Genomic DNA, 26096 nt, shown 5'->3' on the forward strand with positions numbered 1-26096 from the left:
GTCCTCCTCCCCCGTTTCACGGGGGAGGAGAAAGATGCTCCCCCTCTGGGGGAGCTGTCGGCGAAGCCGACTGAGGGGGTCTTTCTTACAGCCCCAGTTCCGCCCGGGACTTCTTCGTCAGCTTGGCCGCGATCAGCGCGTGGGCCGTCTTCAGCCAGTCGGCGACCTCGGCGTCGTCGAACGAGCCCAGGTCCTCCAGCTTCACCCACTTGGCGCGAGCCAGATACGGCGCGGCGATCGCCCGCCCCGTCTCGGTCAGCACCTCGTAGGCGACGTCCGAGACCTTGAACGACGCGCCGCCGCCGTGGGTGACGCCGGTCCCGATGACGGCGAACATCTTGCCGCCGACCTTGTAGACCTGGTCGTCGCCCCACTGGACGGTCATGGTCGCCGCAGGCAGCGCCATGGCCGCCTTGTGGAAGGCCTCGGGGCTCATCAGGCCTCGACGCCCACGCCGATCGGGCAGGTCACGCCGGTGCCGCCGATGCCGCAATAGCCGCCCGGGTTCTTGGCCAGGTACTGCTGGTGGTAGTCCTCGGCGAAGTAGAACGGACCGGCGGCGGCGATCTCGGTGGTGATCGCGCCCAGGCCCTTGGCCGACAGGGCCTGCTGGTAGGCTTCCTCGGAGGCCACGGCCGCGGCGGCCTGGGCGTCGTTGGTCGGATAGATGCCCGAGCGGTACTGGGTGCCGATATCGCCGCCCTGGCGCATGCCCTGGGTCGGGTCGTGGTTTTCCCAGAAGGTCTTCAGCAGGGTCTCGTAGGTGACGGCCTTGGGGTCGAACACCACCAGCACCACCTCGGTGTGACCGGTGCGGCCGCTGCACACTTCCTCGTAGGTCGGGTTCGGGGTGATGCCCGCGGCGTAGCCGGCGGCGGTCACATAGACGCCCGGGACCTGCCAGAACACCCGCTCGACGCCCCAGAAGCAGCCCATGGCGAACACCGCCGTCTCCAGGCCGTCCGGATAGGGGCCCTTCAGCGGGTGGCCGTTGATGAAGTGGACGTCGGCGGTCGGGATGGCGGCCTCGCGACCCGGCAGGGCGGTGTCGACGGTCGGCATCTCGAGGAGCTTCTTGAACAGCATGGGACGGGGCCTTTCGGAGGCGGGAGTTTCTTGAGGCCCGATATAAGTCGTCGCAGGCCCGTTTTCACCCCGTAACGGCGCTTGCTACGAGTCGCTGCCTGAGTATATTGCGCCCCTTCCCGCGCCGGGGGTCTCAACCACCCCCGACTCGAAGTGCGCTGGTGAGGTGGCCGAGTGGTTGAAGGCGCACGCCTGGAACGCGTGTATAGGGGAAACTCTATCGAGGGTTCGAATCCCTCTCTCACCGCCACCGCTCCAATTAACGTGTTGTATCTTATGAGAAATATGGCGCCTCTTATGTTGGGCCCCATTTGAGGCCCCACTTTGTAGAGGCCCTAGGCCACCTCATCTCCGAAATTTTCTCTAGGCGCGATTTCGACGATCTCGGCCTGAAACAGTTCCACAGAAAGTCGGTGCTCCCTCGGTTCCATCAACGATACCGGCCCGGAAAGTCACCGCATAAACCAAGCCTTCCAGCCATCGATCTGGCGGCGCGGTGAAAATTGACAATGTTTTCGACAGCTTGATCGAAATGTGCGGGCATTTTGCGACCCCGCATAAGCGGTTGTCGACGCGGCCCGGCCGGCGATGTTAACTAGCTGTCCACGCTTCCAGAGCGAATCAAGCGCATCGAGGTGGGTTGAGAGGTCAAGGCTAGTGAGCGCAGCGACGGACAAATTGCCCTACATGCGCTCGATCTCGCCCTTCCGTTATCCGGGCGGAAAGGCGTTTCTCTACAAATACCTCCACGGACGTGTTGGCGCCCTACCCGAAGGGGCCAAATATTATGCTGAACCATTCTGCGGGGGCGCGGGATCAGCAGTCATTCTCCTGAAGCTCGATGCTGTCGACGAGATCCATCTCAACGATGCCGATCCCAAGGTGTTTTCGGCGTGGCAAGCCATTCTTGAGAATACCGAAAGGTTCGCCCAGGCAATCCGCGACACACCTGTCGATCTCGATACTTGGCATGCTTTTAGAAAGGTCGTCGAGGGAAGCAACGAGCCCAGCTTTGAGCTTGGATTCGCGACCTTCTTTTTGAACCGAACCAGTCGTTCTGGCATCGTGATCGGCGCAGGCCCGATCGGAGGCTACGACCAAAAAGGCAACTGGAAAATCGACGCACGCTTCAACCGGGAGGCATTGGTGGAGCGCGTACTCTGGCTTGGCTCCGTCAAGGACCGCATCAAGCTCACCCAAGAAGACGCTCTTACATTTCTGTCTAAATCCACGAAGCGTTTGGATATTGAAAAAACGCTATTCTTCGTGGATCCACCCTATGTAACTGCGGGCGGCCGGCTGTATCTTAATGCAATGAACGAGGCAAAGCACATCGCGCTGAGCGACCTTCTGCAAGACGGAACGCTTCCGCATTGGGTACTGACGTACGACGATCATCCGTTGATACGCGAGCTATACAGCGACCGGCCTATCGCGGATCTTTCTGTAACTTACAGTCTACAGAAAAAACGAAAAGAACAAGAAGTATTAATCAACGATCAAGCTGCTTGCGCGTAGACTATAAAGTCGCCCAACCACTTGGTTAGATCGTCAAGACGATCACTATTGTCAATTGACGTTCCCTGCGCAGCGAGTAGCGCTCCCTGCCAGGCTCGGGCTGGGAGCCGTAAGCGATCCAGAATACCCATGTGAAATTGATTTTGAGAATGCCAGAAGGCGTCGTCTAGCACCCTATAGGGGATAAGAGTGAAGTATAGACGGTTTCCCGTCATGTGGTCCTGCATATATGCTTGATGAAACGTATTAGCGTGATCTCTTACGGGCTTTGAAGGCCAATTCTTACCGCTCGCCGTCTGCCCGAAGAAAAAGGCGGAAGGCGGCGGCAAAGCCTCGGCTGTCCATGCGATAACGTCAACGCCGCCGTCTTTCTCCTGAGGGGAAACGTACTGGCCCGGCGGGTTTCGAACAGTAAAGCCCCCACCTGCGGCAACAGCTCTCGATAGCAACTCGACGATAGTCTCCCGGCTTTGTCGCGGCCAGCCGACGCTGAAGGCAGGCCCGGTCGAATAGCCCGCGAGGCCAAGCGTGGCGACGATCTGGAAAATATCATTGCGCAGACGGACCAACAGCTCCTCCGTTGGCGGGGTCCGTAGTATCGCCGATCCCGTAACATGGGAGGTAATCAGGCAAATCAGGTAAAACGCGAACTGCGGTCGATCCCAGTCAACGTTTATGTTGAGCTCTTCGCCGCCTTGCGAGAGTTCGAACGGGTAAACCGCGCCCAGGCTGCGTTGCCGAAGAACGACCTCGTTCTCTAGCCGCTCGATCAATTGCTCACGCTGGCGATCGCGCTCGGCGATATTGTCCTCGGCGGTCTCCTGCAATTCTAGGAGCGAACCTAGCAAAGCATCAATCCGAGCAACTCCGTACTCGTCAAAAAGCGCTGAAAGCTCAAGCCAATCGACAAGATCGTCGACGTCCAACGCCAATGTCGGCGGATCAACTGGACTGGCCATTGATCAGGACGGCGCCAGGCCGGCCATAGCGGCATCGATATTCAATTTCACGATATTGGCGCGCTTAACTGCCGACTCTGCGATCTTTTGCAGTTCCGGCTGGGATGACGGATCGAAACCTTCGAGGTTCTTGACCGCGTGAGCCAACTCGGCGTTGGCGTTGATTAGGTGTTTCTGGAAGCGGACATCTACAGGCGTCGCCTCGATCACCGCTTCGTCCAAACTGTTGCGTTCGGCGAGAATGCTGATGGCCGCCGGAGAGCCCAGAACCTCCTGCAAACGCCGCAAATCGGGATTTTGACTCTTAACCGCAGGCTCGAGATCGCGCCCTTTTGATCCGTAAAGCCACAGGAGGAGGTTACGCAATTCGGCGAACTTTGCCTGCGGTACGGGCTCGCGATCAGGATCGTTGAGCCGGTCGGGTCGCTCCATTCCCAGATAGCTTGTGAACTCTTCGTATCCGAGCCCGGTGTAAAGATGCGAGAAACTAAATGATTTCTTCTTCCGATCGGCGATGTCGTAGAGGTCGTTGCGTTCAGCCTGGTCGAGGACGTACAGCGCGGCGACCATGCGGTGCATGGTCATGTGCTGATCCCCCATCCTGGACGCGATCTGTTGAAGCGAAAGATGAGGCTGGCCTGCATCCCTCTTCGCGTGCTCGTCGTCCAACCATCGGGCTGCGAACCGCGCCTTCGCGAATGCGTCCCACGATTGAGGTCCGTTTATGTGCTTGAAGCCGATGAGGTCCCGAGCATCGTCCTCGCTGGCCACGCGATACGCAAGGATCGCATCGAGTGTTGCGCGTTGTGCCGCCTCCATCGGAGGTGTCGAAATGCGGGCAAGTTTCGCCAACTCTGGATCGCGTAGCGCCTTCACGGCGGCGAGGCGCCGATTGCCTTCGAGGACCGCAAGACGCCCATTTCGTTCGATGACGATGATCGGCTCGATGTTGATATAGCCGCTGGTCGATATGGACTGAATGAGCTCAGACAAATCCGCTGAGGCTGCAAGCATGGAGATCACGGCGCTGTCGCCCGACCCAGCAGGTTGTTTGTCAGGTGTGAAGCGGGGGTTGTTCACGTCAAAATCGAGGAGTTCAACCGATACCTTCTCCGCCTGACCGATAGGTGGAAACGGGTGGTTACCATCGGCCATCTGAAGCCCTCATACATGGTTGACGCAGAGTTTTGGCTTAGCCAGCCTCCCCGCAAGTCGCTGGGTCCTTTGGACTTAGGAAGATTCCGAGTCAATCCTAAGGCCGGAAGGCGGGGCAGGCCAGGCCTTTTGGCTTGGTTGCTTAACCTCACGCCGTCGGCCGTCGCTTGGTTCCGTGCTTTCATTTCACGCTACGCTGCCACGACCAAGATCAATAGCCGCTGCGTGAGCTAAGCAAAGCCGCCAGGCCTCGGATAAATCCTCTCGCGAACATCGGATCCGCTCGCCCATGGTTCGAGCCGGCTTCAGAATTGTAAGTAAATGCTGCTCAAGTACGTGCGCATCGTGAAAGCTATGGCAGTTCCTTTTTGCGAAGACATGCCATCTCTGATTTAGAATTTCGAAGGGTATATGCTTGTTTATCTGTCGAAGCCTGAGCGAGACGTTCTTAGCGCGCCCAATCTTCCAGACGTCGCTGCTCCCAAATCGAAGGACGTACATGGCAGCTGGGGCCTCGGCGTCGTAGCTGATAACGGCGGTGTAGCTGCTAGGAGGCGGGCCGGTCGTGGGCCCTTCCATGGGCGGTCCCGCCGCCGCCCCGTGATTCCGCGCACCATGCCTTCGCGCAGTTATGAGCGCGCGGGCACCGTCAACTGTCAGTAACTCACTCCATCCCGCCTCCGATAGCGCCCAGGTGCCGTGTTCGGGGTTCAAGAGCCCCCCGGCCACAAGTTCCAACCGAGCAAAGCGAATTTCCTTGGCGAAACGAGTTTCTCCGGAAGGTTGGACCGCAGTCACGTCTGAGGGGCGCGCCAAGTTTAAGCTGATCAGCAACTCAGCAATACGTCCCGACGGTAGGCTGCCTCCTGACATTCGCAGCACATCCAATATCGAGACCATATAGAGCAATCGCGACGAGATTTCGCGAGCCAACCGCTCCCCCTCTACGTTTCAAATAGCCTTTCCGTGCAAACCGACCAATCAGACGTTCCTTTTAATGAACTGATCTATACAGTCCCTTGCAGACTTTGCGCTGTCATAGTTCGGTATCACAGTGCCATGAGCCCCAAGATTAAGGTAAGATAGATGTGATTTCTTAAATTCTTTAAGTATTTTCTTGTCGTCGATCGATAGCTTTACCTTTTGGCTCATCGAAAGGTTCAGGGCACCTTCCAAATCCAGCGAGTTTCCGTCGGCGTTGGCGTCGTTTTCGTGAATTATGTGCTTCAGCACAGCTTCAACGATATTTCGGAGTAAGAACGTGCCGGCGGCAGGGTACTTTTTGCAGTTAAGAGTTTTGGCCTCTGTCATCAATTGCTGGACGAGGGCGTTGGAAATCTTGGGCTCGTAAGTGAATAGTGATCCGTTTGCGGGCTTGGCGGTCGGTCCGGAATTGGCACCGCTACCCGAGGAGTCAGCGCTATTGCCTTCTCCGCCGCCAGAAGCTCCTTCACCTCCAGGGGTGGACGCTTCATCGGCGCCCCCGCCAGCAGAGCTACCGCCACCACCGGAGCTGCTACCCGAGTCGCCGCTGGTCGGCTCGCCATCGCCGTTTGCATCCTGATCGTCATAAAGTGGGGCGGTAGTGGCGTCGAAATCAGCGAAGACTTTCTCGTAAGAGGCGGTCGCTCCAAGCCCGGCCTGCGGGCTGACCACAAGCTTACGGATCAGGTGCTGGAACTTCTTCTTGGCTGCGGCATCTGTGAAAATTACCTTCAGGCGAACCTTGTCGTAAGAAATGCCGATTTTTGCTTTGTGACCCTTGGATTGTAGAAAGCGTATAGGAGGGTTAAATTGAACAGAGGGGCTCAGCAATGCAGCTTTTTCCTCCTCGCTCCACTTTAATCCGAGAGCTTGGAGGTAAACCTCGTACTCAATGATTAGATCTATTATTTCGCTTCTATTTTTATCAAAAGCGAGGGCGATATCGTCGAGACTTTTTCCATGCGCCTTCTCGTCATAAACCGCTTTACGGCTTCCGAGGTACCCCCACTTAGACTTGTCCCCATTGCCGAAATGCGCGCTGGCCATGATGGACAACAACGCGTCTCGGTCAGGTGCAACGCTACAATCAACAAATCTCAGCGATGATTTTAGCTCCGCCGACACTTTAGGGACGCGGGACTTGTACTCTTGCGGCGCTGGGATGAGGCCAGACAAAACCTTATACGCGGCGATACGAGTGTTACCCTCAACAACTACATATCCACGCCCAGATTGGACAACATAAGGACGTTCGGCACCGATGTTCTTGCCCTCAGTCGCGATCTTTTTAATGAAATCGCCTAGGCCTTCATGGTCGAACAGATACTTGACGATAGCGTCCTGAGAGGTCAGCGGCACCTGCGTGACGATACGTGGGTTGCGATCATCAAGCGTGATGGCGCTCAGCCTAAGCCGCTCATACTTGAAGTTAGAAAACATGGCGTCCCTATCCGCGAACCCGAATTGAAGCATGGCAATAAGCGATGGATCAACCCTGGCGCGGGCCTCGTCGGAGCCACGGCCATCGCGCGAACTGCATGACTTCGGGAGTGCCCCATGGCTTCAGAGGGAGCCAGGGTGTTGGAGGGACCGTATGGGAGAGCATCAGGATGATCTTCTACATCCCTAGCTGTATAAGGCACCGGCGTGGCCGCTTCGCAGGCGTGGCCTCTCGCAAGCACGTGGCTAGCTTGTCGCGGTTCTGAGCCACGATCAGCGCCCCATCGCGACCGTCCTGCCACCTCTGAGCATCAGCAGTTTGCAACAGTCGTTCGCCAGCCGCCCAGAGATCCCGCCGCAGCACATGCGCTGCCGTCTTTTCCGGCCATGCCCAATCGGCCGGCGCGGCATTGATGATCACGACCTGTAGACTCGCACATAGGATCACGCCAGCGACGACGCCGACAGCCGCCGCCTGAACCAAGCGCAAGTTCTGCAAGCTGGCCAGCCGTGCGCGATCAATCCATCCATCGAGATCGCGAGTGGAGCGCTGAAGCGCCTCCTGAGCCTGATGAACCGCAGCGCGGTCCTGCCGCCTGGCCTCGTCGCCCGCCGCCGCGATCTGCCGCGCGAGATCTGCCGGGCTCTGGGCAAAGGCAGGACTGGTCATCACCTTGCCGAGCCGTCCCACCGCCACCGACACACCCTTGGCGATCTCGCCCAGCGTCTCGCTGTAGTCGGGCGCCGACGCGCGCTCGGCGGCCAGTCCGGCCATGGCAACATTCAGCAACGCCACCTCTCGCCGCAGCGCCTCGAACGCCGCCGCTGCATCGGCCGACTCGGCCGGCCCAACATCCTGCTCCATCGCCTTTCCTCCTAGATGCCAAGCCCGCGTCCTCGACCCAGACCGAGGTATTGCGACAAGCCCTGCCCGACGCTTCGCCCCAGGTCGGAAGGCAGACCAAGCTCCGCCCGTCGCCCGCGTAGTAGCGACTCCACCTGCGGATCGCGTTCCAGGCTCTTGGCCATCGTGCCCATGCGCTCCTTGATCTGGCGGGCGCCGGCCATGTCGCCATCGCGGTGCAAGGCGGTGCGCTGCCGCTCCAGGCCCTGCCAGCGCTGGACGAACCGATCGGCCCGCAGGCTCGGATCGGACCGAACCTCCGCCTCAAGCTGGAGGACGCGGATCGCCCGCTGCGTCCGTCCCGACGCCGCCTCGCCAGCTAGACCGGGCTCACGGACATAGGCCCGCTCCAGATCCTTGGCCGCGTGCGGGCCGATCTTTCCCATGGCGTCGCGCGCCTCTTCCAGCGCCCGCCGCTGGTGAGGCAGCACCGGCAAGCCGCGGTCGTTCATGCGCATGACGTCGGCCGCGGCGCGGGCGTGACGCTCGATCGCGCGGTTCTGGTTGAACTGGCCGACTTCCCGTGCCGGCGCCGCCGGCTGACGCGCAGGGCTCGCCGGCCTGAAACCATCGAACATCCCGCGCCCGCGTTGCGGCGGTTCCTTCGCCTGTATCGACGCCGGCACACGGATGTCGCGCCGCTCGGCGAAGTCGCTGGCCATGTCCTTGGCCCGCTCGCGCGAGAGGACGCGGGTCAGCTTGGCGAGATCCTCGAACTCGTCGCGGCCATAGTGGATCTGCACGCTGTCGCGATGGCGCGAGAGGGCGACATAGGCGCCGTGGCGATCCATTCCCGGCGTCGCCAGCACATGGGCGCGATCGACCGTGACGCCCTGGCTCTTGTGAATGGTGGCCGCGTAGCCGTGATCGACCTGGGCGTAGTCCTTCAGGTCGAAGACGACCGATCGGCCCGCATCGAGCCGCACGGTCATCTGGGTGGACGAGACCTGCTCGATCTCGCCGAGCATGCCGTTCTTCACGCCCAGCCCGCGATCGTTCTTCAGGAACATCAGCCGATCGCCCGTCGCGAATTCACGCTCGCCGCGCTCGGCCTTCACCATCACGTCCTCGCCCAAGGCGCCGGCCTGGCGCAGGCGTTCGCGGGCCGTCAGGTTCAGCTCGCGCACCTCGTCATTGGTGCGGGTGAGGATGATCCGGCTCTTGTCCGGCTCGGCCACGCGCTCACGGCCCCAGCGCTCGACCAGATCCTCGCGCGCCTGGTCGCGGGTCTCGGCGGCGTGGACCATGCCGCGCGCCTCATAAGCCGCTAGGGCCTCGCTGGTCCGGCCGGTGGCCAGATGCCGCGTGGCGTCGCGCTGCCAGTCCTCATGCTGCCGCCGAACCTGAGTGATCTCAACATGGGAATGGCGCTCAGCGATCGACCGGAATGCCGCGCCGGCTTCGATGGCCTGGAGCTGCTCGGGATCGCCGACTAGCACCACCTTCGCCCCGGCCTTCTCGGCGGCCGACAGCAATCGCTCCATCTGCCGCGAGCCGACCATACCGGCCTCGTCGATCACCAGCACATCGCGGGCGTCGATCAACTCGCGGTCTTTCGCCCATTGATGTTCAAGGCTGGCGATGGTGCGCGAGGCGATGCCGGACCCGCCCTCCAGGTTCTCGGCGGCGATGCCAGATAGCGCCAGGCCCTGGACGCGATAGCCGGCGTCCTCCCACGCCTCGCGGGCGACGCCCAGTAGCGCCGACTTGCCCGTACCCGCATAGCCGACGACGACGCCAAGATCGCGACTATCCGTGACGTGCTCGAACGCCGCCTTCTGCTCCCCGGAAAGAACCAGACCGCGCTGCGCGGCGCGCCCCAGTGCGCGGCGCTGCCCAAGTTCATTGACGCCATGCGCCCGGCGCTCCGCCATCACTTCGCTGGCGCGATGCAGTCGGTCCTCCACCGCGATCATCTCGCGGCTGGTGAAGCGGTCCTGACCGCGCCCGTCCTGGCCCAGCGCCACGATCTCGGGTGAGGCCTGCACTGCGCTCATCGCCCGGTCGAACTGCTCCTTGCCGTCCGAATGTCGGTGGATGAACTTCGCCAGGTCGTAGCGCGTGAATGTCGCCTGTTGGTGGGTGATGGCATCCAACGCGATGCGCGGATCGGCGATGATCTTCTCGCCGTTCTCGCGGGCGATGCGGTGATGATCTTCAAGTCGCTCGGTCTCGACGCCTTCACCGGCCATGCGTCCGGCTGCCGGGCCGATCTTGTGCTGCGGCTCCAGGTCGATGCCTTGGTCTTCCAGGCTGCGGTGATCGATCCGCGCGTCAATGTCGAGCTGAGCCAGCCGCTCGTTGACGTGATCGGCCCAGGCCTCCCGCCAGTGCTCGACCAACTCGGTGCGGTTCCAGTCGCGGACCTTGGCACCGAAGCCCTCCTCGCCAACTTCGCGCATCGACAACATGACGTGGGCGTGGGGCTTGGGCAGGCCATCGGGGCCGATGTCCCAATGCACATTGAGATCGGCGACCATGCCGCGATCGACCATCTCGCGCTGGACGAAGTCGCGAGCCAACGCGACGCCCTGCGCCTGGTCCATCTCGCGGGGAATGGCGAACTCAACCTCACGCGAGAGCTGGGCGTCCTTGCGCTTTTCGCCGGCTTCGACGGCGTTCCACAGCGTGGCCCGGTCGGAAAGCTGCTCGGGCGCGCCGTCCGGCAGCAAGATCTCGGAATGGACGACACCGCTCTTGTTGGTGAAGTCGTGGTCTCGATCGAGCCGCTCGTCGTGCAGCCGGCCGGCGGAGCGATAGGCGGCCGAGGCCACCGCGCTGGCTCCGGTGGCGCGGCTGATGACTTTGACGCTGAAGTGGTAGATCGCCATGGCGACAGACCACTTACTATCCTGAGCGCACGTCGGCACGACGTATAAGCGCGCCCTCCCAAGAAAGAATCTCGGGAGGGACCGGCCCGTCCCAGTGTGTTCCGGCGACCTTACAGCATTCCCGAACGTCTTGTTTTACGCTTGCCGCATCACCCAAACCCGGAGACTTGGGATGCGCAAACCACGAGACTTCAACGCCGAACTGAAGAGTCTCGAAGACAAGGCCAAGACCCTGAAGGATCGTAAGGTTCGGCAGCTTGGCGAGCTGGTGATCGCCACGGGCGCCGACGCCCTCGACATCGAGACCCTGACGGGCGGGCTTCTCGATTTGGCCGACGCCGGGAACGCCGCTCGCAAGGAAGGCTGGAGAAAGCGCGGCGCTGCGTTCTTTCGCGGCGGGTCGAGCACCCCTGCGCCTAGCGCTGGCGGCGACCAATGACGCCGAGCGCCGGGCCAAGGCCGCGCGCCATCGCCTGGAAGCGCGGCGAGCCCGCATGGACACGCGGGCTTGGGTGGTGAAGCGGCGTGAGCGCACCCGCCATCTGATCGAGCTGGGCGGCCTGGTGCAAAAGGCCGGCCTCGTCGAGCTGACCCGCGACGACCGCGCCGCGCTCTACGGTTCGTTTCTAACCCTGGCGGCCATGCTCAAAGCCGACGACGCTGAGCACACCCTGGCGCTCTGGCAGCGTGGCGGAAAGCGGGCGTTCGAGGCCGAAGCCTCCGACATACGCTCGTCTCCCACGGCCTAGCAGAGCGCCTACGAAGCGGACTCGTCGGCCATCGCCCGAACGAGGTCGAGAACCTGGCGACGGACGCGGCCCCGGCCGATCTTCGGAAACATCTCGGCCAGTTCCATGCCTTCGGGAGTGTTGAGGAAGTCGGTGACGATCCGATCAGCGGCGGCGCCGACGTCATCGCTTTCGTTGGTCACCGGGTCCGCCAGGCCGTCGAAAAAGAACGACACCGGGACCTGGAGCGTCTTGGCGATCTCATAGAGCTTGCTGGCGCTGACGCGATTGGCGCCACGCTCGTACTTCTGCACCTGCTGGAAGGTCAGGCCCAACGCGTCAGCAAGGTGCTCCTGGCTCATGTTCAGCATCTTGCGGCGCATGCGAACGCGACCGCCGACGTGGAGATCAACGAGATTGGGTGTGCGGGCTTCAGTCGTATCGGTCACGAAAGTCTCCATGCGGCGGATAGGCGGCAGGCCGCTGATCCAGGAATGTGCTTGTGAGCGCAGAGACGCTCGCAAGCGTGGCTTTTCAAGGTCGTTCTCCACTCGCGCTAGTCGCGTGTAGATTCGACGTGTCCGGACCAATCGGCGATGCTGAGGGATGTCCAAATACGATCCCCTATCGGGTCATCTGCGTCGCCAGCGTCAAGACGAACTCGAACTGACCTTCGCCGAGATCGAGCGCATCCTCGGCGCCATGCTTCCCAAGAGCGCCGCCCGGCAACAGTGGTGGGCCAACACCACCGATCCCTACACGAGCCAAGTGCAACGTAAGGCCTGGGGTGACGCCGGCTATGACGCCTTTCTCATCGCTGGCAAGGACCGTGTCCGCTTCAGGCGCGTGCGCTGATGGGGCCGCCTGGGGCTATCCGGTCGACTACCGAGCGCGCGGCCACCGACCACCTTCGCTTGGAGACAAGACGCCCTGGATCGCTTGGTGGAACAAGGGCTGGACGGGCTGGCGCGCGTCAAGGGGACGCCCTGCGGGCGTCTCGCGGAGCGACGGCGAAGCCGCCCTTGACCCGCACCATCCCGTCCGGCAGAGGCTCTCCAAGCGCTCCAGGGCGAGCACCGACCGTTCCGGTCCTGGCTCCCGCAGGATGGGGTGGGCAAGGCGGTTGCCGAAAGAGGCGCGGCTAACGTTTGCAAACGGGCGCCCCGCAGTTCGGACAGCGCGCGTTGCGCAGTTCCTCCATCGTCGCCTTGAAGAGGTCATAGCCGTCGCCCTGCTGGTGAACCATGACGCGCAGCGCTACTTCCAGCTTGGCGGCGACGCCGTGCATGTCGTTGGCGCGGACAGCGGGAAGAGCCTCCAGCCATGTCTCACGCTGCCCGAACAGCGGCTCAAGCTGCTTGTCGATGGCGTCCATCTCTTCGGAGGGCAGCAACTCCCCGCGCTCCTCGGGCGTCATGCGCTCCCACCGCTTCTGCCGGACCAAGATGGTCTCCAGGTCTGACCAGCGCAGACCGAGACGGTCGATTTCAGCGTCAAGCGCCATCCACTCGGCGCAGCGCGCTACGGCCGGGTCTGGTACTGCGCCGCCGCTCGCGCTCGCGACGACAGGCGCGGCGCTGGCGGCGCCGATCACGACACGCCGCGATACGGCGAATGGCCCCTTGTCGTCAGACATCGGGATGCTCCGCTTCAGAGGGTTTGGAGAGCGGGCGGACGCGCTCGATCAGATCGACCGTGCGCGAGATCTCATAGAGCGCGTCGGCCAAGTGGGCCTGGACGTCGGCGATGGAGAGGCCGAGGTGGCGCGCGATCAGCGCGTAGTCGAGCGCTTTGATATGATTGAGGAGGAAGACGTCTCGCGCTTCTCGGCGAAGGCGCAAGACCGCGTAGGACATGACCTGCTGAGTGTTATGCGGATCGAAGATTCGACCGCGCCAGAGTCCAAGATGTCGCCAGCGCCACCATTGGCTGGCGACAAGCGGCCAAGGCAGGTGGAGACGGGCCATCACGCTATGCACTCTCGACAAGCATCCGCCCTGGCGGCCTCAACGACGGCGTCAATGAGCGCGCGGACAGTCGTGCAGGCCTCCACCCAACAGACCGACACAATGGCCTCCGGCGACATCTCCGAGATGGCGTGGACCTTGTAGTAAGGGCTCAGAAGCGCGGCCAATTCGGGGAGCTTGGCGGGAGCGGCGGTGAAGCCGGCGCGCCTCGCGAACCGGAGCGCCTTGACCAGATCGTGCCTGAGATAGACGCGGTTCCAGTCGTCGCTGATCCCTCGGTCGAGCAGGTACGCCTTCAGCGCCAGTTCGATAGCGATGGCCAGGAAGTAGCGGGCGCCTTCGTGGTGTCGCGTCAGCATCGCCTCGGCGCCTTGGTGGAAGCCAGCGGCGTTACGGCGAAACGGCGCCGCAAGAGTGCGGTCGGCGCCGTCCCGTCGTCGCGAGACGCGGCGGGTCACTTTCCACCGGAGAAGGCGGCGAGGTCGCGGACGGCGCGGGTGATCAAGCCGTGCGCTTCGGGGTGGTCTTCCACGAAGATCAGGCGCGCCGCCACCGACAGGTTGGCGATGACGGCCTCGACGCTCTTCGCTGGCTTCGGCCGCATCGCCTTGAGGAGGGCGTGTCCCTCGACTTCCAGCACATCAAGCCGAGCATCAATCTCAGCGAGCCTGGCGCCTTCGGGGATTTTGGCCCGTTCGGCTGGCGAGAGCTTGTACCAACTGCGGTTGGTCATCAGCCAGCCTTCGAGCGCGCCCCATTCGAGTTGAAGGCAGCGCTGTTCGGCGTCTATCGCGAGCCAGCGAGTGCAGAGGGTCACTGCCGGGTCGGCGTTGCCAGGAACAGGACCCTGATTGATGAAGGGGGCTGCGGAGCCACCGGAGAGGACGCTGCGCCTTGATAGCTGGCGCGCGCGCACGTCCGCACTCTCCGCCTTGTGGCGCGAGTCCATGGCCTGAACCTTTGTGTTCACGTAAGAACACTGTCGTACCACGCATCGAAACGCCGAAGCAACATAAAATGTTCTCTTCGGAACTAAAAGTGTTCAAATATGCTGATCACCGCTTCGCAGGTCAGGGCCGCCCGAGCCCTTCTGGAATGGTCCCAGCCTCAACTAGCTGAAGCTGCTGGGCTGTCGATGATGAGCATCCGCCGTATGGAGGGGCCATCCGGCCCCGGCCAGCGATCGGCTGGCAATGTGGAAGCGGTGAGAAAGGCTTTGGACGAGGCCGGAGTTATATTCATTCCGGAGGACGACGGTGCGGGTCCGGGCGTTCGCCTGAAAAAATAGCCCAGCTAGTCCGGGGTTCAGAACGAAAATGGCGGCGCCCAAGCGCAGCCAGCGTCATGGAGGTACGGTCTCACCTTCGCTAGAGGCGCCTAGAGCCTGTCTTTCTTTCCCAGAGTACGATCTGGCCCCGCGAGGCCTTGCCGCCAGCGGCGAGCAATCCAATTCTGGCCCATCGAATGCCTTCAGATCCCAGTCTGTGGAGCTTTAACGATGGCCGACCTCGACCGCATCGTCCGTCTGAAGACCGTGCTGGCGCGCACGGGGCTTAGCCGATCGACACTTTATCGGAAGATCGGCGAGGGCACCTTTCCTCGCCAGGTCCCGATCAGTGTTCACGGTGCGGGATGGCACGAGTCCGCGATCAATCGCTGGATCGCCGATCCGGCGAATTACCGGCCCGACATCGGCTAGCCCTGGCGCAAGGCCACGACCTTCCCGCTCTTTGGAGTAGAGCAGTAACCAGCCCACGCTTCCATCAGCTTACGGCGCTTTTCGAACAGGTCGCCGCGCCGGTAGGCGGCCTCCGCCTTGTTGGCGATTGTGTGAGCTAGGGCCATCTCGCAAACCTCGTGCGAAAAGCCCGTCGTTTCCGACGCCCAATCGCGGAACGTGGACCGGAAGCCATGCACGGTGATGTCGCTTTTCATTCTCCGCAGCAGCATCGCCATGGCCATGGAGGACAACGCTGACGCCGACGTCGCGCCTGGGAAAACATGACCGACCGCCCCAGCCTCAAGTCGCTCAGCGATGATTTCCATCGCGCGGCCTGAGAGTGGAACGCGATGTTCGCGGCCGGCCTTCATGCGATCGGCTGGTACCGTCCAGATCTCCTTTTGGAGATCGATCTCATCCCAAGTCGCGCCCAGCACTTCACCCGATCTCGCGCCAGTTAGAATCAAGAACTCCAAGGCACGGGCTGCTACCGCACTGCGCGTGCGGAGATTGGCCATAAACTCGGGCATGAGGTCGTAGGGCAATGCCGCATGGTGCCCGCGCCTCAAGCGCTGCCGTTTGGGTAGGAGCTGGTTCAAATGGCCCCGCCACCGCGCCGGGTTCTCACCAGTGCGCAATCCTTTGGCCTTCGCCGCATCCAAGACATTTTCTATCCGCCCCCGTAGGCGCTCGGCCGTCTCGGGCGTGCGTGTCCACAGCGGTTGAAGAACGTCCAGGACGTCCTGGGTGGTGATGTCGTTGACCGGGCGCTCGCGGATCGGCGCAGCGTACTTGGTGAGCGTCATCTTCCATTGTGCGGCGTGTTTGGCGTTGCGCCACGAAGGCTGCATGGCTTCCACATACGCGTCGGCGCAGGCGCCAAAGGTCTGGACCTTGTCATCCCTGGCGCGCTCGGCCTTGGGATCGGCGCCTGCCGCCAGCATCGCGCGTAAAGTTGCCGCTTCAGTGCGAGCGTCTGCCAGGGAAAGATCGCGGCGGCCTCCAAGGCCTAGTTCCACGCGCTTACCGGCTCGCGTGTACATGAAGACCCACCGCCGACGACCGCTTTCATCGATCGACAAATAGAGGCCGCCGCCGTCGGAGTGGCGGCCTGGCTTGCTGAGCTTTGCGGCTTGAATCGCGGTCAGTTTGTGAAGTGAACGTCCCATGCCAAGCCTCCAGCTTAGTTTGGCCCACTTTTCAAAAGCCGCTCGGTCCCACTTCCGGCGACCCCGGCCTGTCCTTCCGGCGAAATTCGCCGACTCTCATTTTCGGCCCCACTTCGGGTCCCACTTTCGGTCCCATTTTGTACTCAGGATCGGGTGGGTAGCTGACGGACAGAGTGACACGGGAGCGAAAATTAATCTATTAGAATCAACGCAATAGTGGGTCTCTATGGGATGCTGTGATGCGGTATGGGAATACTGATTTGGCGGACTCTCTCACCGCCACTACTTTCTCCTGAAACGCCCAAAGCAAGACGACCGCGCGCCCGGCTGGACGGCGATCGTTCGGGTTTCGCATAGTCCAGGGCTGTCAAACCCGCCTTCGCGGGGATGCACGGTGAAAATCCAAGCCCCCGCAGGCAGGCCGCGCCGCTAGCGGTCGCAGCGCTTCAGACAGTCCTCTCCGGCCGCGAGACTGCGGTTGTCGTTGTAGTCGGTGTTGCGCCGGCACTGCCGCCTGCAGTCTTCCCGCTGCTCGTAGCGGCTCGGAGACGATTGGGTCGCCCCCTTGTTGTCCGAGCACAGGCCTAGCATGCAGGCAAACAAGAGCGCCCCCACCGCGGTCCCGCCGACGATGGCGGTGTCACGCTCCTGCGATCGGGAAAGCGTATAGAAATTCGACGCATACGACCATCCGGTCCGATAGTCGGAGGTTCTCCATTCCAGCTGCCTGGCGTTGGTGTCCACGTTGATGACAGTCACCAGGATCTTCTTGCCGTCGGCTCGATAGTGGAGCTGGCGGCCGATCAGGGCCGGCGTCAGCAATCCGTCATCGACGACATTGCATCCCATGCAGCCCTGCCTGGCCAGCGCCGGCGGCGCCGACAGGCTTAGGACGAGGCAAGCCGAAACGAGAACGGCCACGATCCTGTTGAACAAAAACCCGACGCCAAGGACCTCATTCGCGTCCGCATCCCGCAGGCCCAAAGACCACGTCTTCATCACAGCTCCCCCCAAGCCATGGCGAAATGTTGGGGCGCCGCAATTTGCGACGCAACTTAAAATTGATCATTTCCTCAACTTCCCCATATCCGGCGATCCATGGAGAGCCTGGAGGCCCTGATCGCCGAGGTGAAGGCGCGGGTGGGCAAATAAACCCTTCTCCCCTTGCGGGAGAAGGTGGCGGCGAAGCCGACGGATGAGGGGTCGAAAGCCCTATCCGAAAGTTCTGAGAGACCCCTCACCCGACCTCCTTCGGAGGCCACCCTCTCCCGCAAGGGGAGAGGGATCAGAGGCATATCGCCCGCTCCACCCCGATCCCGTCGAGAAAATCCGGGTCGTGGCTCACCACCAGCAGCGCCCCGTCATAGCCCGCCAGCGCCGCCTCGACGGCAGCCACCGAGTCGAGGTCCAGGTGGTTGGTCGGCTCGTCGAGGATCAGCAGTTGCGGCGGCGTCGGCCCCGCCAGCACGCACGCCAGCGCCGCGCGCAGGCGCTCGCCGCCGCTTAAAGATCCGGCCAGACGGTCGGCGGCGCTGTTGCGGAACAGGAAGCGGGCGAGCGCGGCCTGGGCGGCGTTGCGGTCGGCGGACGGGTGCAGGCGCTGGAAGGCTTCGCGCAGGGTCTCGTCCGGACGCAGGATGGCCAGCGACTGGTCGAGCATCACCGCCGGGACGCCGCGCGTCACCGTCCCGGCCGTCGGCGCCAGCACCCCGGCCGCCAGGTTCAGCAGGGTCGACTTGCCCGCGCCATTGGGGCCGCGCACCGCCACACGCTCGGGACCGGCCAGTCGCAGGTTCACCCCTTCCAGCACCGGCGGCCGGCCGGGCCAGGCGAAGGCGACGTCCTCCATCGACAGCACCAGCCGTCCCGCCGGCAGGCCGGTCGGCGGCAAATCAAAGCCGAGCGTCCGCGCGCGCTCGACCCGCTTTTCGGCCGTCTCCACAGCCGCGCGGGCGCCGGACTGCAACCGCTCGGCCAAGCGGCGTTCCTTGCCGCCGGTGTTCTCCGCCCGCTCGGCCCGGGCGCCGAGCAGGATCTTGGGCTCGCTGCCCTTGGCGGCGAAGCGCTTGCCGGCGGCGTCGCGGCGGGCCTTGCGCTCCAGCGCGGCCTGGGCTTCGCGGGCGGCGCGGCGCTCGTCGCGCTCGGCGCTGTCCAGCGCCCGGCCGGCGGCCTCCACCTCGGCCGCCTTGCGCTCGGCATAGAGGTCGTAGCCGCCGCCGTAGCTGGCAGCGCCCAGGCTGGAGATCTCGACGATGCGGTCCATGCCGCGCAGCAAGGCGCGGTCGTGGCTGGCGACGATCGCCCCGCCCTTCCAGCGGTCGAGCACCTGCGCCACAAGCTCCCGGGCCTCGACGTCGAGATGGTTGGTCGGCTCGTCCAGCAGGATCAGGTCGGGCGCGGCCAGCAACAGGGCGGCAAGGCCCGCGCGGGTCTGCTGGCCGCCGCTGAGCGCGCCGGCGGGCCGGTCGGGGTCGAGGCCGATCAGCCCCACCTCCGCCAGGGCCTCGTCCAGCCGCGCCGGCAGGGTCCAGTTGGCCTCGGCGAAGTCGGCGTCGTCGCCCTGGCCGGCCTCGATGCGCGACAGCCGCCGCCAGGCCTCGCCGACGCCCAGGCGGTCAGCCAGGATCGCGTCCGGCGCAAGGTCCGGCGTCTGGTCGAGCACGCCGAGGGTTCCGGCGCGGGCGATGGTCCCGGCCAGGGGCGCACGCGCGCCGGCGACCAGCGCCAGCAGGCTCGACTTGCCCGCGCCGTTGCGACCGACCAGGCCGACGCGCTCGGCGCCGACCGACAGGTTCAGGTTTTCGAAGAGAACGCGGCCGTCAGGCGTGGCGGCGGAAACGGAGTCCAGTGTGATGAAGGCGGGCATGGGAAACCACGAACAGGGAAACGGGAAGGACGAAGCGGTCTTCCGTCGGGCTGATCATGGCGGCCTCCATCAGGGGTGGAGCCGGGCTTCTACGCCCGCCAACCGGGTTCGGCAAGCAGGGCCCCGAATGGGAGCTTCCCGTCAGCAGATCCCGTCGCGCAGGCGCGGCTGCGCGGCGCGGCCGGCGCGATAGGCGCCGCAACGGGCTTGCCTGCGGGCCTCCTCGGCGAAGGGCGGCGGGGGCGGCGGCAGGCCGCGGGGCACGAACCTGGCTGGCGGCAGGGCGGGACGGCCCACGGGTCCCATCCGCGGCGACGGCGCCTTGGCGGCCAGGCTACCCCAGCAGCGGTCCTTCTCCTCGTCGGTCAGGTGCTCGCTGCTCAGGCCCTTGCAGGCCCGGTGGTAGCGGCCCCAGCGGAAATCCGGATTGCCTTCCGTCAGCTTCCAGCGATCGATGTCCTTGCGGTCGAGGCGCCAGGCGGGATCGATCGCGGGCGCGGCGGGTCCGGGTGGACCGGCCGACGGCGCGCCCTCTCCTTCCGGGGCGGTGGACGCGACACCGTCTGGATTGGCCCGAGGTTCGGAAGCCCTGGCGGCTGAAGAGGACGAGGCCCTGGCCGCCCGCTTCGGCGCCGGCGGCGGCTCTTCCTCTTCCGTGCGGTCGAGCTCGACTAGCATGGCCGGCGGCTCCACCGGCGTCGGCGTGCGCTCGACCAGCGACAGCAGGCCGATCAGCAGCAGGTTGGCCGCCAGGCCCGCCGGGGCCGCGACCGCCCATCGTCCGACCGCGCGTCGCCCCCGCCCCATCGCCCGCCACCGAAGATTGCTCTGACGGCGAATGCTCGCGCTTCGATGGCGTCCGAAATTCGACCGCGCGGCGCCCGCTTTGCGCCCTCCGACACGCCTCCTGCTGACATCTGATGTCAGCAGGACTGGCAGCAGGATGGCTGCGGCGTTTGTTCGCATGTTGTTCTTGTGTTAATGCCGCGCCAGCGCCCTACATATAGCCGCTGCGCCGCGCCTCGCGCGTGGCTCCCAATCCGACCTCGAGCGTTCCGGACACCATGGCCGAGCAACTGAACTTCATCCGCGTCCGCGGCGCCCGCGAGCACAATCTCAAGGACGTCAGCGTCGACATTCCGCGCGGCGAGCTGGTCGTGCTGACCGGCCTGTCGGGCTCGGGCAAGAGCTCGCTGGCCTTCGACACCATCTACGCCGAGGGTCAGCGGCGGTATGTGGAGTCGTTGTCGGCCTATGCCCGCCAGTTCCTGGAGCTGATGAGCAAGCCGGACGTCGACCTGATCGAGGGCCTGTCCCCGGCCATCTCGATCGAGCAGAAGACGACGTCCAGGAACCCGCGCTCGACCGTCGGCACGGTGACCGAGATCCACGACTACATGCGCCTGCTGTGGGCGCGGGTCGGGGTGCCCTATTCGCCGGCCACCGGCCTGCCGATCGAGAGCCAGACCATCAGCCAGATGGTCGACAAGATCACCGTCCTGCCCGAAGGCACGCGCCTCTATCTGCTGGCCCCCGTCGTGCGCGACCGCAAGGGCGAGTACCGCAAGGAAATCGCCGAGTGGCAGAAGGCCGGCTTCCAGCGGCTGAAGATCGACGGCGAGTACTATCCGATCGAGGACGCCCCGGTCCTCGACAAGAAGTTCAAGCACGACATCGACGTGGTCGTGGACCGCGTGGTGACCAAGGCCGGCATGGAGCAGCGCCTGGCCGACTCCCTCGAACAGGCCCTGCGCCTGGCCGACGGCCTGGCCGTGGCCGAATGGGCGACGATCGACGAAGGCGAGAAGGAGCCCAAGCGCATCCTGTTCTCCGAGCGCTTCGCCTGCCCGGTCAGCGGCTTCACCATCGCCGAGATCGAGCCGCGGCTGTTCTCGTTCAACAACCCGGCCGGCGCCTGCCCCACCTGCGACGGCCTGGGCGCGAAGCTGGCCTTCGACGCCGACCTGATCATCCCGGACAAGGACAAGACCCTGCACAAGGGCGCGGTCGCGCCCTGGGCCAAGGGTCCCTCGCCGCTCTATACCCAGACCCTGCAGGCCCTGGCGCGCCACTACGGCTTCTCGATGGACGAGCCCTGGTACAAGCTGCCGGAAAAGGCCCGGACCGTGGTGCTGAACGGCTCCAAGGGCGAGAAGATCAAGTTCACCTACGACGACAACGCCCGCAAGTACGAGGTCGACAAGCCCTTCGAGGGCGTGCTGCCGAACCTGGAGCGCCGCTGGCGCGAGACCGACAGCAGCTGGGTGCGTGAGGAACTGGGCCGCTACCAGTCCGACACCCCCTGCGAGGCCTGCGGCGGCAAGCGCCTGAAGCCCGAGGCCCTGGCCGTCAAGGTGCACGGCCTCGACATCGCCGCCGTCTCGAACCTGGCCATCCGTCCGGCCCGCGACTGGTTCACGGCCCTGGAAGGCCACCTCTCCGACAAGCAGCTGGAGATCGCCCGCCGGATCCTGAAGGAGATCAACGATCGCCTGCGGTTCCTGGTCGACGTCGGCCTCGACTATCTCAACCTGTCGCGCGGCTCGGGCACGCTGTCGGGCGGCGAGAGCCAGCGCATCCGCCTGGCCAGCCAGATCGGCAGCGGCCTGACGGGCGTGCTCTACGTGCTCGACGAGCCGTCGATCGGCCTGCACCAGCGCGACAACACCCGCCTGCTGCAATCGCTGCAGGGCCTGCGCGACCTGGGCAACTCGGTGCTGGTCGTCGAGCACGACGAGGAGGCCATCCTCACCGCCGACTACGTGATCGACATGGGTCCGGCCGCCGGCGTCCACGGCGGCGAGATCGTCGCCGAGGGCAAGCCGGCCGAGATCATGGCCAACCCGGCCAGCGTCACCGGCCAGTACCTGACCGGCGCCCGCGAGATCGCCGTGCCGGAAGAGCGTCGCCCGATCAACAAGAAGAAGATGCTCAAGGTCATCGGCGCCAAGGGCAACAATCTGAAGGACGTCACGGGCGAAATCCCGGTCGGCACCTTCACCTGCATCACCGGCGTTTCGGGCGGCGGCAAGTCGACCTTCACGATCGAGACCCTCTACAAGGCCGCCGCGCGCCGGCTGAACAACGCCAGCGACGCCCCGGCGACGCACGAGCGGATCGAGGGCCTGGAGAACTTCGACAAGGTCATCGACATCGATCAATCGCCCATCGGCCGCACCCCGCGCTCGAACCCGGCGACCTATACCGGCGCCTTCGGCCCGATCCGCGACTGGTTCGCCCAGCTGCCGGAGAGCAAGGCGCGCGGCTATGGCCCGGGGCGCTTCAGCTTCAACGTCAAGGGCGGCCGCTGCGAGGCCTGCCAGGGCGACGGCGTCATCAAGATCGAGATGCACTTCCTGCCCGACGTCTACGTCACCTGCGATATCTGCAAGGGCAAGCGCTACAACCGCGAGACCCTGGACGTGCTGTTCAAGGGCAAGACCATCGCCGACGTGCTGGACATGACGGTCGAGGAGGCCGCCGACTTCTTCAAGGCCGTGCCGCCGATCCGCGACAAGATGGAGACCCTCAAACGGGTGGGCCTCAGCTACATCAAGGTGGGCCAGCAGGCGACGACCCTGTCGGGCGGCGAGGCGCAACGCGTGAAGCTGTCCAAGGAGCTGTCCAAGCGCGCCACCGGCCGCACGCTCTACATCCTCGACGAGCCGACCACCGGCCTGCACTTCGAGGACACCAAGAAGCTGCTCGAGGTGCTGCACGAGCTGGTCGACCAGGGCAACACGGTGGTCGTCATCGAGCATAACCTCGACGTGGTGAAGACCGCCGACTGGCTGCTGGACTTTGGTCCCGAAGGCGGCGACGGCGGCGGCCAGATCGTCGCCGTGGGCTCGCCCCAGGACGTGGCCAAGGTCGAGGCCAGCTGGACCGGCAAGTACCTCAAGGAGCTGCTCGACCGCCACGAGGAGCGCCGCCTGGCGCGGGTGGGCGAGCTGAAGAAGACCAAGCGCGCCTGATCGGGGCGATCGCTTGCAACAAGAAAGGGCGGCGGGTTTCCCCGCCGCCCTTTTTCATGCCGGTGTCCCTGGCGGGATCAGACGTCGAACGGCCCGGTGGGCGCGGTCGGCGCCGGCCTGGCCGCCGGTTCGGCGATCTCGCGGTAGATGAACGCCGACGGGGCGTAGATCGTCACGCTGGTCAGCACCGTGATCAGGCCGCCGACGGCCAGGCTGAGCACGCCGGTCGGGGTGAGCAGGGTCTCGAGCGTCAGCTTCTGCGACTGCATCAGGTCGTTGAGGGTTTCGAGGTTGAAACCGCTGAGCGCCCCGCCCAGCAGGGTGATGATCAGGAACAGCAGCAGATAGACGACGACCGCCAGGATGGTGGCCACGAAATAGGCCCCGAACATCGGCCAGAAGCGTCCCTTGGTCAGGGCGAACGAGCCGAAGACGTTGATCTTGCCCTGGGTGAAGGTCAGCACGTTGGCCAGCGACAGGCGCACGCCGAGGAAGATCAGCAGGGCGATCGAGGCCGGCACGATCAGCAGGCCGACCAGCGCGGCCACCGGCGGCGCGAGCGCGCCCAGGATGACCAGGATGATCGTCACCGCCACCAGCAGGACCAGATAGGCCGCGAACAGCACCAGGCCCAGCAGGATGGAGACGCCGGCCTGGCGCAGCTCGTCGGCGCCGAACCGCAGATAGGCGCGCTGGGCGTCGGCCGGGCGCAGCACCGCGCGATAGATCGCCGCCAGCAGCACGGAATAGAAGGCGATGCTGTAGACCAGCGAGAACAGAGCGAACGGACCCAGCTTGGCCATGGCCTGCAGGGCTTCGGTCGGGTCGGTGGAATTGTTCTGGCTGAGCGTGGTGAACGCTTCGAGCTGGGGACCGAACAGGCCGATGATGGTCACCGACACGATCGCCGAGACGACGGTCGCGATCAGGACCCAGACCCCGACGGTCTTGAGGTGCTCCCGCACCAGGACGAAGCCCGAGATAGCCGCGTCCGTCGCCGAAAAGGTCTTCATCTTGGTCTTGCTCGTCCTGTGCGATGTGTCGCAGGCAGGAACGCGTAACAAGCTTCGTCGGCCAGGGACAGAGCCCGGGCTTCAAATATCCGGGTGCAGCTGGCGATAGGCGCGGGCCGGGCCGGCGGTCAGGATCACTGTCTGGACAGTGAACATCAGCGGCGCGATCAGCACGTTGGTCAGCAGGCCCAGCAGCACGAACAGCTTGGACCCGCCGCCGACCAGGGCGATGACGCCGGTCAGCAGCCCGCCGACCAGCGAGAAGACGATCGGCGTCAGCACGAAGGCCATGAACAGGTTCAGCACGAACATGCCCAGCAGGCCCCAGAAGTGGCCGTGGGTCAGCACCCAGGCCTCGCGCAGGTTGATCCTGCCCTCGGCGAAGGTCTGGGGCGACAGCAGCGACAGGCGCACGCCCACCCACATCGACAGGCCGATGACGCCCAGGCCGCCGAGGAAGGCGATCCAGGCGGCGATGCTCCGCGCGCCGGCCCCGGCCACGGTGGCGGTCAGCAGGGTCACCAGGCCGCTGGGAATGGCAGTGACGAACAGGGCCGCGGCCCAGGTGATCAGGGCCACCACGAACAGCCGGACCTCGTCGGCGCCCAGGCGCAGATAGGCGCCGCGGTGCTGCTCGGGATGCAGCACCGAGCGCAGGATGGCGCTGGCCAGCACCGCGCAGATGGCGGCCGCCAGCAGGATCAGCAGGGCCATGGCCCCGCCCAGGTGCGCGATCAGGTCGAGCACTTCCTTGGGGTCGGCGGTGAAGTGGGTCTGGGCCAGGTCGCGCCGCACCTCCTCGCCGAAGGCGACGGCCAGCAGCACCCACAGCAGGATCAGGGCGGCCCAGTAGAAACCGCCCCAGGCCAGCAGCGAGGCGGGGTGGCGGCGCATGGTGCGCGGCCCTTCGAGAGCAGCGGCGATGGGCGACAGGGCGATCATGGTCAGGCTTCCGGCCGCTCGGCGACGGCCAAGTTCGGGCCGTGTCTGTAGACGTGGACGCACGCCGCCGTCCAGGCCGGCGCGACGCAGAAATAGTAGAGACCCACGGCCGCGGCCTGCAACGCCAGGGCCGCGGGACCGTCGAGGGTGGTGCGCCCGCCGACGGCGATCAGCACGCTGGGCAGGTAGAAGACGAGGCCGAGCGCCACCAGCAGGCCGGCGCGGCCCTTGGTCAGGTCGAAGGCGCTGAGCACCTGCAGGCGTCCGGCGGCGATGCTGGCGGCCGGGGCCAGCGACAGCCGCGCGGCCAGCCAGGCCAGGACCGCCAGGCTGGCCAGCGGCGCCAGGCTGGCGGCGAAGGCGGCCAGGGGTCCGGACAGGGCCGCGCGCCAGGCCTCGGACGAGGTGGCGTCGAAGCCCGGCGCGGCGGCGCGGGCGACGCCCAGGGCCACGGCCCCGACCACCACCAGCAGCACGGCGGTCACCACCAGGAAGAACAGGGCGAGCAGCAGCTGCACGCCGGCCATCAGCGCCTCTTCGCGACCCCAGCGCAGACCGGCCAGGCCCGCGGGACGGTCGAAGGCGGCGCGATAGAGCGCGCCATAGGCCAGGGCGGCGGCGAGGAAGTCGGCCAGCAGCACCCAGCCCCCGCCGGCATAGCGGCCGGCCAGCCCGATCAGGCAGGCCAGGGCCAGGGCGGCCCAGGTGCGCGGCGTCAGGCGGGTCACGCCGGTGACCCCGGCCCGCGCCGTCGCGCCGATCGCGATCGATGCCTCGCCCATTTCGCTCCCAAGCCCTTCAGCCGCGGGCAGTCTAGCCCGCGCCGCCTCATCAGACGAC

General features: G+C 64.7%; 27 protein-coding genes and 1 tRNA gene. 8 read left to right on the forward strand and 20 right to left on the reverse strand.

Annotation, left to right across the window (positions count from 1 at the left end):
* Window positions 1–85 precede the first annotated feature (85 nt).
* On the reverse strand, window positions 86–436 hold the full coding sequence (locus AC07N1_RS05975; RefSeq protein WP_494670968.1) for an MmcQ/YjbR family DNA-binding protein: 351 nt from the start codon (window positions 434–436) through the stop codon (window positions 86–88).
* Window positions 436–1086 carry a peptide-methionine (S)-S-oxide reductase MsrA gene (gene msrA, locus AC07N1_RS05980; protein WP_494670969.1) on the reverse strand — a complete coding sequence of 217 codons (651 nt, stop codon included), beginning with the start codon at window positions 1084–1086 and terminating at the stop codon, window positions 436–438. Before msrA ends, AC07N1_RS05975 begins: the two co-directional genes overlap by 1 nt.
* A gap of 160 nt (window positions 1087–1246) precedes the next feature.
* Between msrA and AC07N1_RS05985 the strand changes: the two genes are divergently transcribed.
* Both AC07N1_RS05985 and AC07N1_RS05990 read left to right on the forward strand, forming a co-directional pair.
* A tRNA-Ser gene (locus tag AC07N1_RS05985) sits at window positions 1247–1336 on the forward strand.
* Window positions 1337–1743: 407 nt separating this feature from the next.
* Entirely contained in the window at window positions 1744–2604 is an 861-nt protein-coding gene (locus tag AC07N1_RS05990) for a DNA adenine methylase (protein ID WP_494670970.1), read from the forward strand.
* Here the strand turns inward: AC07N1_RS05990 and AC07N1_RS05995 are convergent.
* The 6 genes from AC07N1_RS05995 to traA all read right to left on the reverse strand — a co-directional run bounded on the left by AC07N1_RS05995 (window position 2586) and on the right by traA (window position 10877).
* Entirely contained in the window at window positions 2586–3563 is a 978-nt protein-coding gene (locus AC07N1_RS05995; RefSeq protein WP_494670971.1) for a hypothetical protein, read from the reverse strand. The two genes, AC07N1_RS05990 and AC07N1_RS05995, sit on opposite strands and share 19 nt — an antisense overlap.
* A gap of 3 nt (window positions 3564–3566) precedes the next feature.
* The gene (locus AC07N1_RS06000) at window positions 3567–4718 is read right to left on the reverse strand and encodes a hypothetical protein (RefSeq protein ID WP_494670972.1); all 1152 of its coding nucleotides are present in this window, start codon (window positions 4716–4718) and stop codon (window positions 3567–3569) included.
* Between the two features lie 186 nt (window positions 4719–4904).
* Complete coding sequence (locus AC07N1_RS06005; RefSeq protein WP_494671073.1) at window positions 4905–5618, reverse strand: GIY-YIG nuclease family protein; 714 nt, start codon at window positions 5616–5618, stop codon at window positions 4905–4907.
* Between the two features lie 81 nt (window positions 5619–5699).
* Entirely contained in the window at window positions 5700–7142 is a 1443-nt protein-coding gene (locus AC07N1_RS06010; protein WP_494670973.1) for a hypothetical protein, read from the reverse strand.
* A 178-nt stretch (window positions 7143–7320) separates the two neighbouring features.
* Window positions 7321–8007, reverse strand: coding sequence for a DUF6118 family protein (locus AC07N1_RS06015; protein ID WP_494670974.1), 687 nt, complete (start codon window positions 8005–8007; stop codon window positions 7321–7323).
* 11 nt (window positions 8008–8018) lie between these two features.
* Window positions 8019–10877, reverse strand: coding sequence for a Ti-type conjugative transfer relaxase TraA (gene traA / locus AC07N1_RS06020; protein ID WP_494670975.1), 2859 nt, complete (start codon window positions 10875–10877; stop codon window positions 8019–8021).
* 172 nt (window positions 10878–11049) lie between these two features.
* Here traA and AC07N1_RS06025 point away from each other — a divergent pair, with 172 nt between their 5' ends.
* Together AC07N1_RS06025 and AC07N1_RS06030 are read left to right on the forward strand one after the other, a co-directional pair.
* Window positions 11050–11316 carry a conjugal transfer protein TraD gene (locus AC07N1_RS06025; protein WP_494670976.1) on the forward strand — a complete coding sequence of 89 codons (267 nt, stop codon included), beginning with the start codon at window positions 11050–11052 and terminating at the stop codon, window positions 11314–11316.
* A 55-nt stretch (window positions 11317–11371) separates the two neighbouring features.
* Window positions 11372–11626, forward strand: a complete 255-nt coding sequence (locus tag AC07N1_RS06030; RefSeq protein ID WP_494670977.1) for a conjugal transfer protein TraD — start codon at window positions 11372–11374, stop codon at window positions 11624–11626.
* Between the two features lie 8 nt (window positions 11627–11634).
* Here AC07N1_RS06030 and AC07N1_RS06035 read toward each other — a convergent pair whose 3' ends face one another.
* The gene (locus AC07N1_RS06035) at window positions 11635–12054 is read right to left on the reverse strand and encodes a helix-turn-helix domain-containing protein (RefSeq protein ID WP_494670978.1); all 420 of its coding nucleotides are present in this window, start codon (window positions 12052–12054) and stop codon (window positions 11635–11637) included.
* 157 nt (window positions 12055–12211) lie between these two features.
* Here AC07N1_RS06035 and AC07N1_RS06040 point away from each other — a divergent pair, with 157 nt between their 5' ends.
* A complete protein-coding gene (locus tag AC07N1_RS06040) occupies window positions 12212–12460 on the forward strand; it encodes a DUF7662 domain-containing protein (RefSeq protein ID WP_494670979.1) in 249 nt (82 codons plus the stop codon).
* A 286-nt stretch (window positions 12461–12746) separates the two neighbouring features.
* Here the strand turns inward: AC07N1_RS06040 and AC07N1_RS06045 are convergent, their stop codons facing one another.
* From AC07N1_RS06045 to AC07N1_RS06060, 4 genes are read right to left on the reverse strand one after another with little or no spacing between them, the layout of a single operon-like run.
* Window positions 12747–13241, reverse strand: a complete 495-nt coding sequence (locus tag AC07N1_RS06045) for a hypothetical protein (protein WP_494670980.1) — start codon at window positions 13239–13241, stop codon at window positions 12747–12749.
* Window positions 13234–13572 carry a sigma factor-like helix-turn-helix DNA-binding protein gene (locus tag AC07N1_RS06050; protein ID WP_494670981.1) on the reverse strand — a complete coding sequence of 113 codons (339 nt, stop codon included), beginning with the start codon at window positions 13570–13572 and terminating at the stop codon, window positions 13234–13236. The genes AC07N1_RS06045 and AC07N1_RS06050 overlap by 8 nt, the downstream gene beginning before the upstream one ends.
* Window positions 13572–14030: a hypothetical protein gene (locus AC07N1_RS06055; protein ID WP_494670982.1), complete on the reverse strand. Its 459-nt coding sequence runs from the start codon at window positions 14028–14030 to the stop codon at window positions 13572–13574. The genes AC07N1_RS06050 and AC07N1_RS06055 overlap by 1 nt, the downstream gene beginning before the upstream one ends.
* On the reverse strand, window positions 14027–14521 hold the full coding sequence (locus AC07N1_RS06060; RefSeq protein WP_494670983.1) for a hypothetical protein: 495 nt from the start codon (window positions 14519–14521) through the stop codon (window positions 14027–14029). Before AC07N1_RS06060 ends, AC07N1_RS06055 begins: the two co-directional genes overlap by 4 nt.
* A 99-nt stretch (window positions 14522–14620) precedes the next feature.
* Here AC07N1_RS06060 and AC07N1_RS06065 point away from each other — a divergent pair, with 99 nt between their 5' ends.
* Together AC07N1_RS06065 and AC07N1_RS06070 are read left to right on the forward strand one after the other, a co-directional pair.
* Window positions 14621–14860: a helix-turn-helix domain-containing protein gene (locus AC07N1_RS06065; protein WP_494670984.1), complete on the forward strand. Its 240-nt coding sequence runs from the start codon at window positions 14621–14623 to the stop codon at window positions 14858–14860.
* A gap of 210 nt (window positions 14861–15070) precedes the next feature.
* A complete protein-coding gene (locus tag AC07N1_RS06070) occupies window positions 15071–15271 on the forward strand; it encodes a helix-turn-helix transcriptional regulator (protein ID WP_494670985.1) in 201 nt (66 codons plus the stop codon).
* Here AC07N1_RS06070 and AC07N1_RS06075 read toward each other — a convergent pair.
* The 4 genes from AC07N1_RS06075 to AC07N1_RS06090 all read right to left on the reverse strand — a co-directional run bounded on the left by AC07N1_RS06075 (window position 15268) and on the right by AC07N1_RS06090 (window position 20134).
* The gene (locus tag AC07N1_RS06075) at window positions 15268–16461 is read right to left on the reverse strand and encodes a tyrosine-type recombinase/integrase (RefSeq protein ID WP_494670986.1); all 1194 of its coding nucleotides are present in this window, start codon (window positions 16459–16461) and stop codon (window positions 15268–15270) included. The two genes, AC07N1_RS06070 and AC07N1_RS06075, sit on opposite strands and share 4 nt — an antisense overlap.
* 429 nt (window positions 16462–16890) lie before the next feature.
* Window positions 16891–17460, reverse strand: a complete 570-nt coding sequence (locus AC07N1_RS06080; RefSeq protein ID WP_494670987.1) for a hypothetical protein — start codon at window positions 17458–17460, stop codon at window positions 16891–16893.
* Window positions 17461–17746: 286 nt separating this feature from the next.
* A complete protein-coding gene (locus tag AC07N1_RS06085) occupies window positions 17747–19327 on the reverse strand; it encodes an ABC-F family ATP-binding cassette domain-containing protein (protein ID WP_494670988.1) in 1581 nt (526 codons plus the stop codon).
* Between the two features lie 141 nt (window positions 19328–19468).
* Entirely contained in the window at window positions 19469–20134 is a 666-nt protein-coding gene (locus AC07N1_RS06090; RefSeq protein WP_494670989.1) for a hypothetical protein, read from the reverse strand.
* A gap of 257 nt (window positions 20135–20391) precedes the next feature.
* Between AC07N1_RS06090 and uvrA the strand changes: the two genes are divergently transcribed.
* Window positions 20392–23301, forward strand: a complete 2910-nt coding sequence (gene uvrA, locus AC07N1_RS06095) for an excinuclease ABC subunit UvrA (RefSeq protein WP_494670990.1) — start codon at window positions 20392–20394, stop codon at window positions 23299–23301.
* Window positions 23302–23378: 77 nt separating this feature from the next.
* On the opposite strand, the gene AC07N1_RS06100 is transcribed toward uvrA, so the two are convergent.
* The 3 genes from AC07N1_RS06100 to AC07N1_RS06110 all read right to left on the reverse strand — a co-directional run bounded on the left by AC07N1_RS06100 (window position 23379) and on the right by AC07N1_RS06110 (window position 26038).
* A complete protein-coding gene (locus AC07N1_RS06100; RefSeq protein ID WP_494670991.1) occupies window positions 23379–24314 on the reverse strand; it encodes a hypothetical protein in 936 nt (311 codons plus the stop codon).
* Window positions 24315–24395: 81 nt separating this feature from the next.
* A complete protein-coding gene (locus tag AC07N1_RS06105) occupies window positions 24396–25256 on the reverse strand; it encodes a hypothetical protein (protein ID WP_494670992.1) in 861 nt (286 codons plus the stop codon).
* A gap of 2 nt (window positions 25257–25258) precedes the next feature.
* Entirely contained in the window at window positions 25259–26038 is a 780-nt protein-coding gene (locus AC07N1_RS06110; RefSeq protein WP_494670993.1) for a hypothetical protein, read from the reverse strand.
* Between the last annotated feature and the right edge of the window lie 58 nt (window positions 26039–26096).

The organism is Caulobacter sp. GW821-FHT09B11 (assembly GCF_059418205.1).

Excerpts from the sequence above, each read along its gene's own strand:
- AC07N1_RS05975 (WP_494670968.1), bottom strand. The coding sequence starts at position 436 with ATGAGCCCCGAGGCCTTCCACAAGGCGGCCATGGCGCTGCCTGCGGCG.
- msrA (WP_494670969.1), bottom strand. The coding sequence starts at position 1,086 with ATGCTGTTCAAGAAGCTCCTCGAGATGCCGACCGTCGACACCGCCCTG.
- AC07N1_RS05995 (WP_494670971.1), bottom strand. The coding sequence starts at position 3,563 with ATGGCCAGTCCAGTTGATCCGCCGACATTGGCGTTGGACGTCGACGAT.
- AC07N1_RS06000 (WP_494670972.1), bottom strand. The coding sequence starts at position 4,718 with ATGGCCGATGGTAACCACCCGTTTCCACCTATCGGTCAGGCGGAGAAG.
- AC07N1_RS06005 (WP_494671073.1), bottom strand. The coding sequence starts at position 5,618 with ATGGTCTCGATATTGGATGTGCTGCGAATGTCAGGAGGCAGCCTACCG.
- AC07N1_RS06010 (WP_494670973.1), bottom strand. The coding sequence starts at position 7,142 with ATGTTTTCTAACTTCAAGTATGAGCGGCTTAGGCTGAGCGCCATCACG.
- AC07N1_RS06015 (WP_494670974.1), bottom strand. The coding sequence starts at position 8,007 with ATGGAGCAGGATGTTGGGCCGGCCGAGTCGGCCGATGCAGCGGCGGCG.
- traA (WP_494670975.1), bottom strand. The coding sequence starts at position 10,877 with ATGGCGATCTACCACTTCAGCGTCAAAGTCATCAGCCGCGCCACCGGA.
- AC07N1_RS06025 (WP_494670976.1), top strand. The coding sequence starts at position 11,050 with ATGCGCAAACCACGAGACTTCAACGCCGAACTGAAGAGTCTCGAAGAC.
- AC07N1_RS06030 (WP_494670977.1), top strand. The coding sequence starts at position 11,372 with ATGGACACGCGGGCTTGGGTGGTGAAGCGGCGTGAGCGCACCCGCCAT.
- AC07N1_RS06040 (WP_494670979.1), top strand. The coding sequence starts at position 12,212 with ATGTCCAAATACGATCCCCTATCGGGTCATCTGCGTCGCCAGCGTCAA.
- AC07N1_RS06045 (WP_494670980.1), bottom strand. The coding sequence starts at position 13,241 with ATGTCTGACGACAAGGGGCCATTCGCCGTATCGCGGCGTGTCGTGATC.
- AC07N1_RS06050 (WP_494670981.1), bottom strand. The coding sequence starts at position 13,572 with ATGGCCCGTCTCCACCTGCCTTGGCCGCTTGTCGCCAGCCAATGGTGG.
- AC07N1_RS06060 (WP_494670983.1), bottom strand. The coding sequence starts at position 14,521 with ATGGACTCGCGCCACAAGGCGGAGAGTGCGGACGTGCGCGCGCGCCAG.
- AC07N1_RS06065 (WP_494670984.1), top strand. The coding sequence starts at position 14,621 with ATGCTGATCACCGCTTCGCAGGTCAGGGCCGCCCGAGCCCTTCTGGAA.
- AC07N1_RS06070 (WP_494670985.1), top strand. The coding sequence starts at position 15,071 with ATGGCCGACCTCGACCGCATCGTCCGTCTGAAGACCGTGCTGGCGCGC.
- AC07N1_RS06075 (WP_494670986.1), bottom strand. The coding sequence starts at position 16,461 with ATGGGACGTTCACTTCACAAACTGACCGCGATTCAAGCCGCAAAGCTC.
- AC07N1_RS06080 (WP_494670987.1), bottom strand. The coding sequence starts at position 17,460 with ATGAAGACGTGGTCTTTGGGCCTGCGGGATGCGGACGCGAATGAGGTC.
- AC07N1_RS06085 (WP_494670988.1), bottom strand. The coding sequence starts at position 19,327 with ATGCCCGCCTTCATCACACTGGACTCCGTTTCCGCCGCCACGCCTGAC.
- AC07N1_RS06090 (WP_494670989.1), bottom strand. The coding sequence starts at position 20,134 with ATGGGGCGGGGGCGACGCGCGGTCGGACGATGGGCGGTCGCGGCCCCG.
- uvrA (WP_494670990.1), top strand. The coding sequence starts at position 20,392 with ATGGCCGAGCAACTGAACTTCATCCGCGTCCGCGGCGCCCGCGAGCAC.
- AC07N1_RS06100 (WP_494670991.1), bottom strand. The coding sequence starts at position 24,314 with ATGAAGACCTTTTCGGCGACGGACGCGGCTATCTCGGGCTTCGTCCTG.
- AC07N1_RS06105 (WP_494670992.1), bottom strand. The coding sequence starts at position 25,256 with ATGATCGCCCTGTCGCCCATCGCCGCTGCTCTCGAAGGGCCGCGCACC.
- AC07N1_RS06110 (WP_494670993.1), bottom strand. The coding sequence starts at position 26,038 with ATGGGCGAGGCATCGATCGCGATCGGCGCGACGGCGCGGGCCGGGGTC.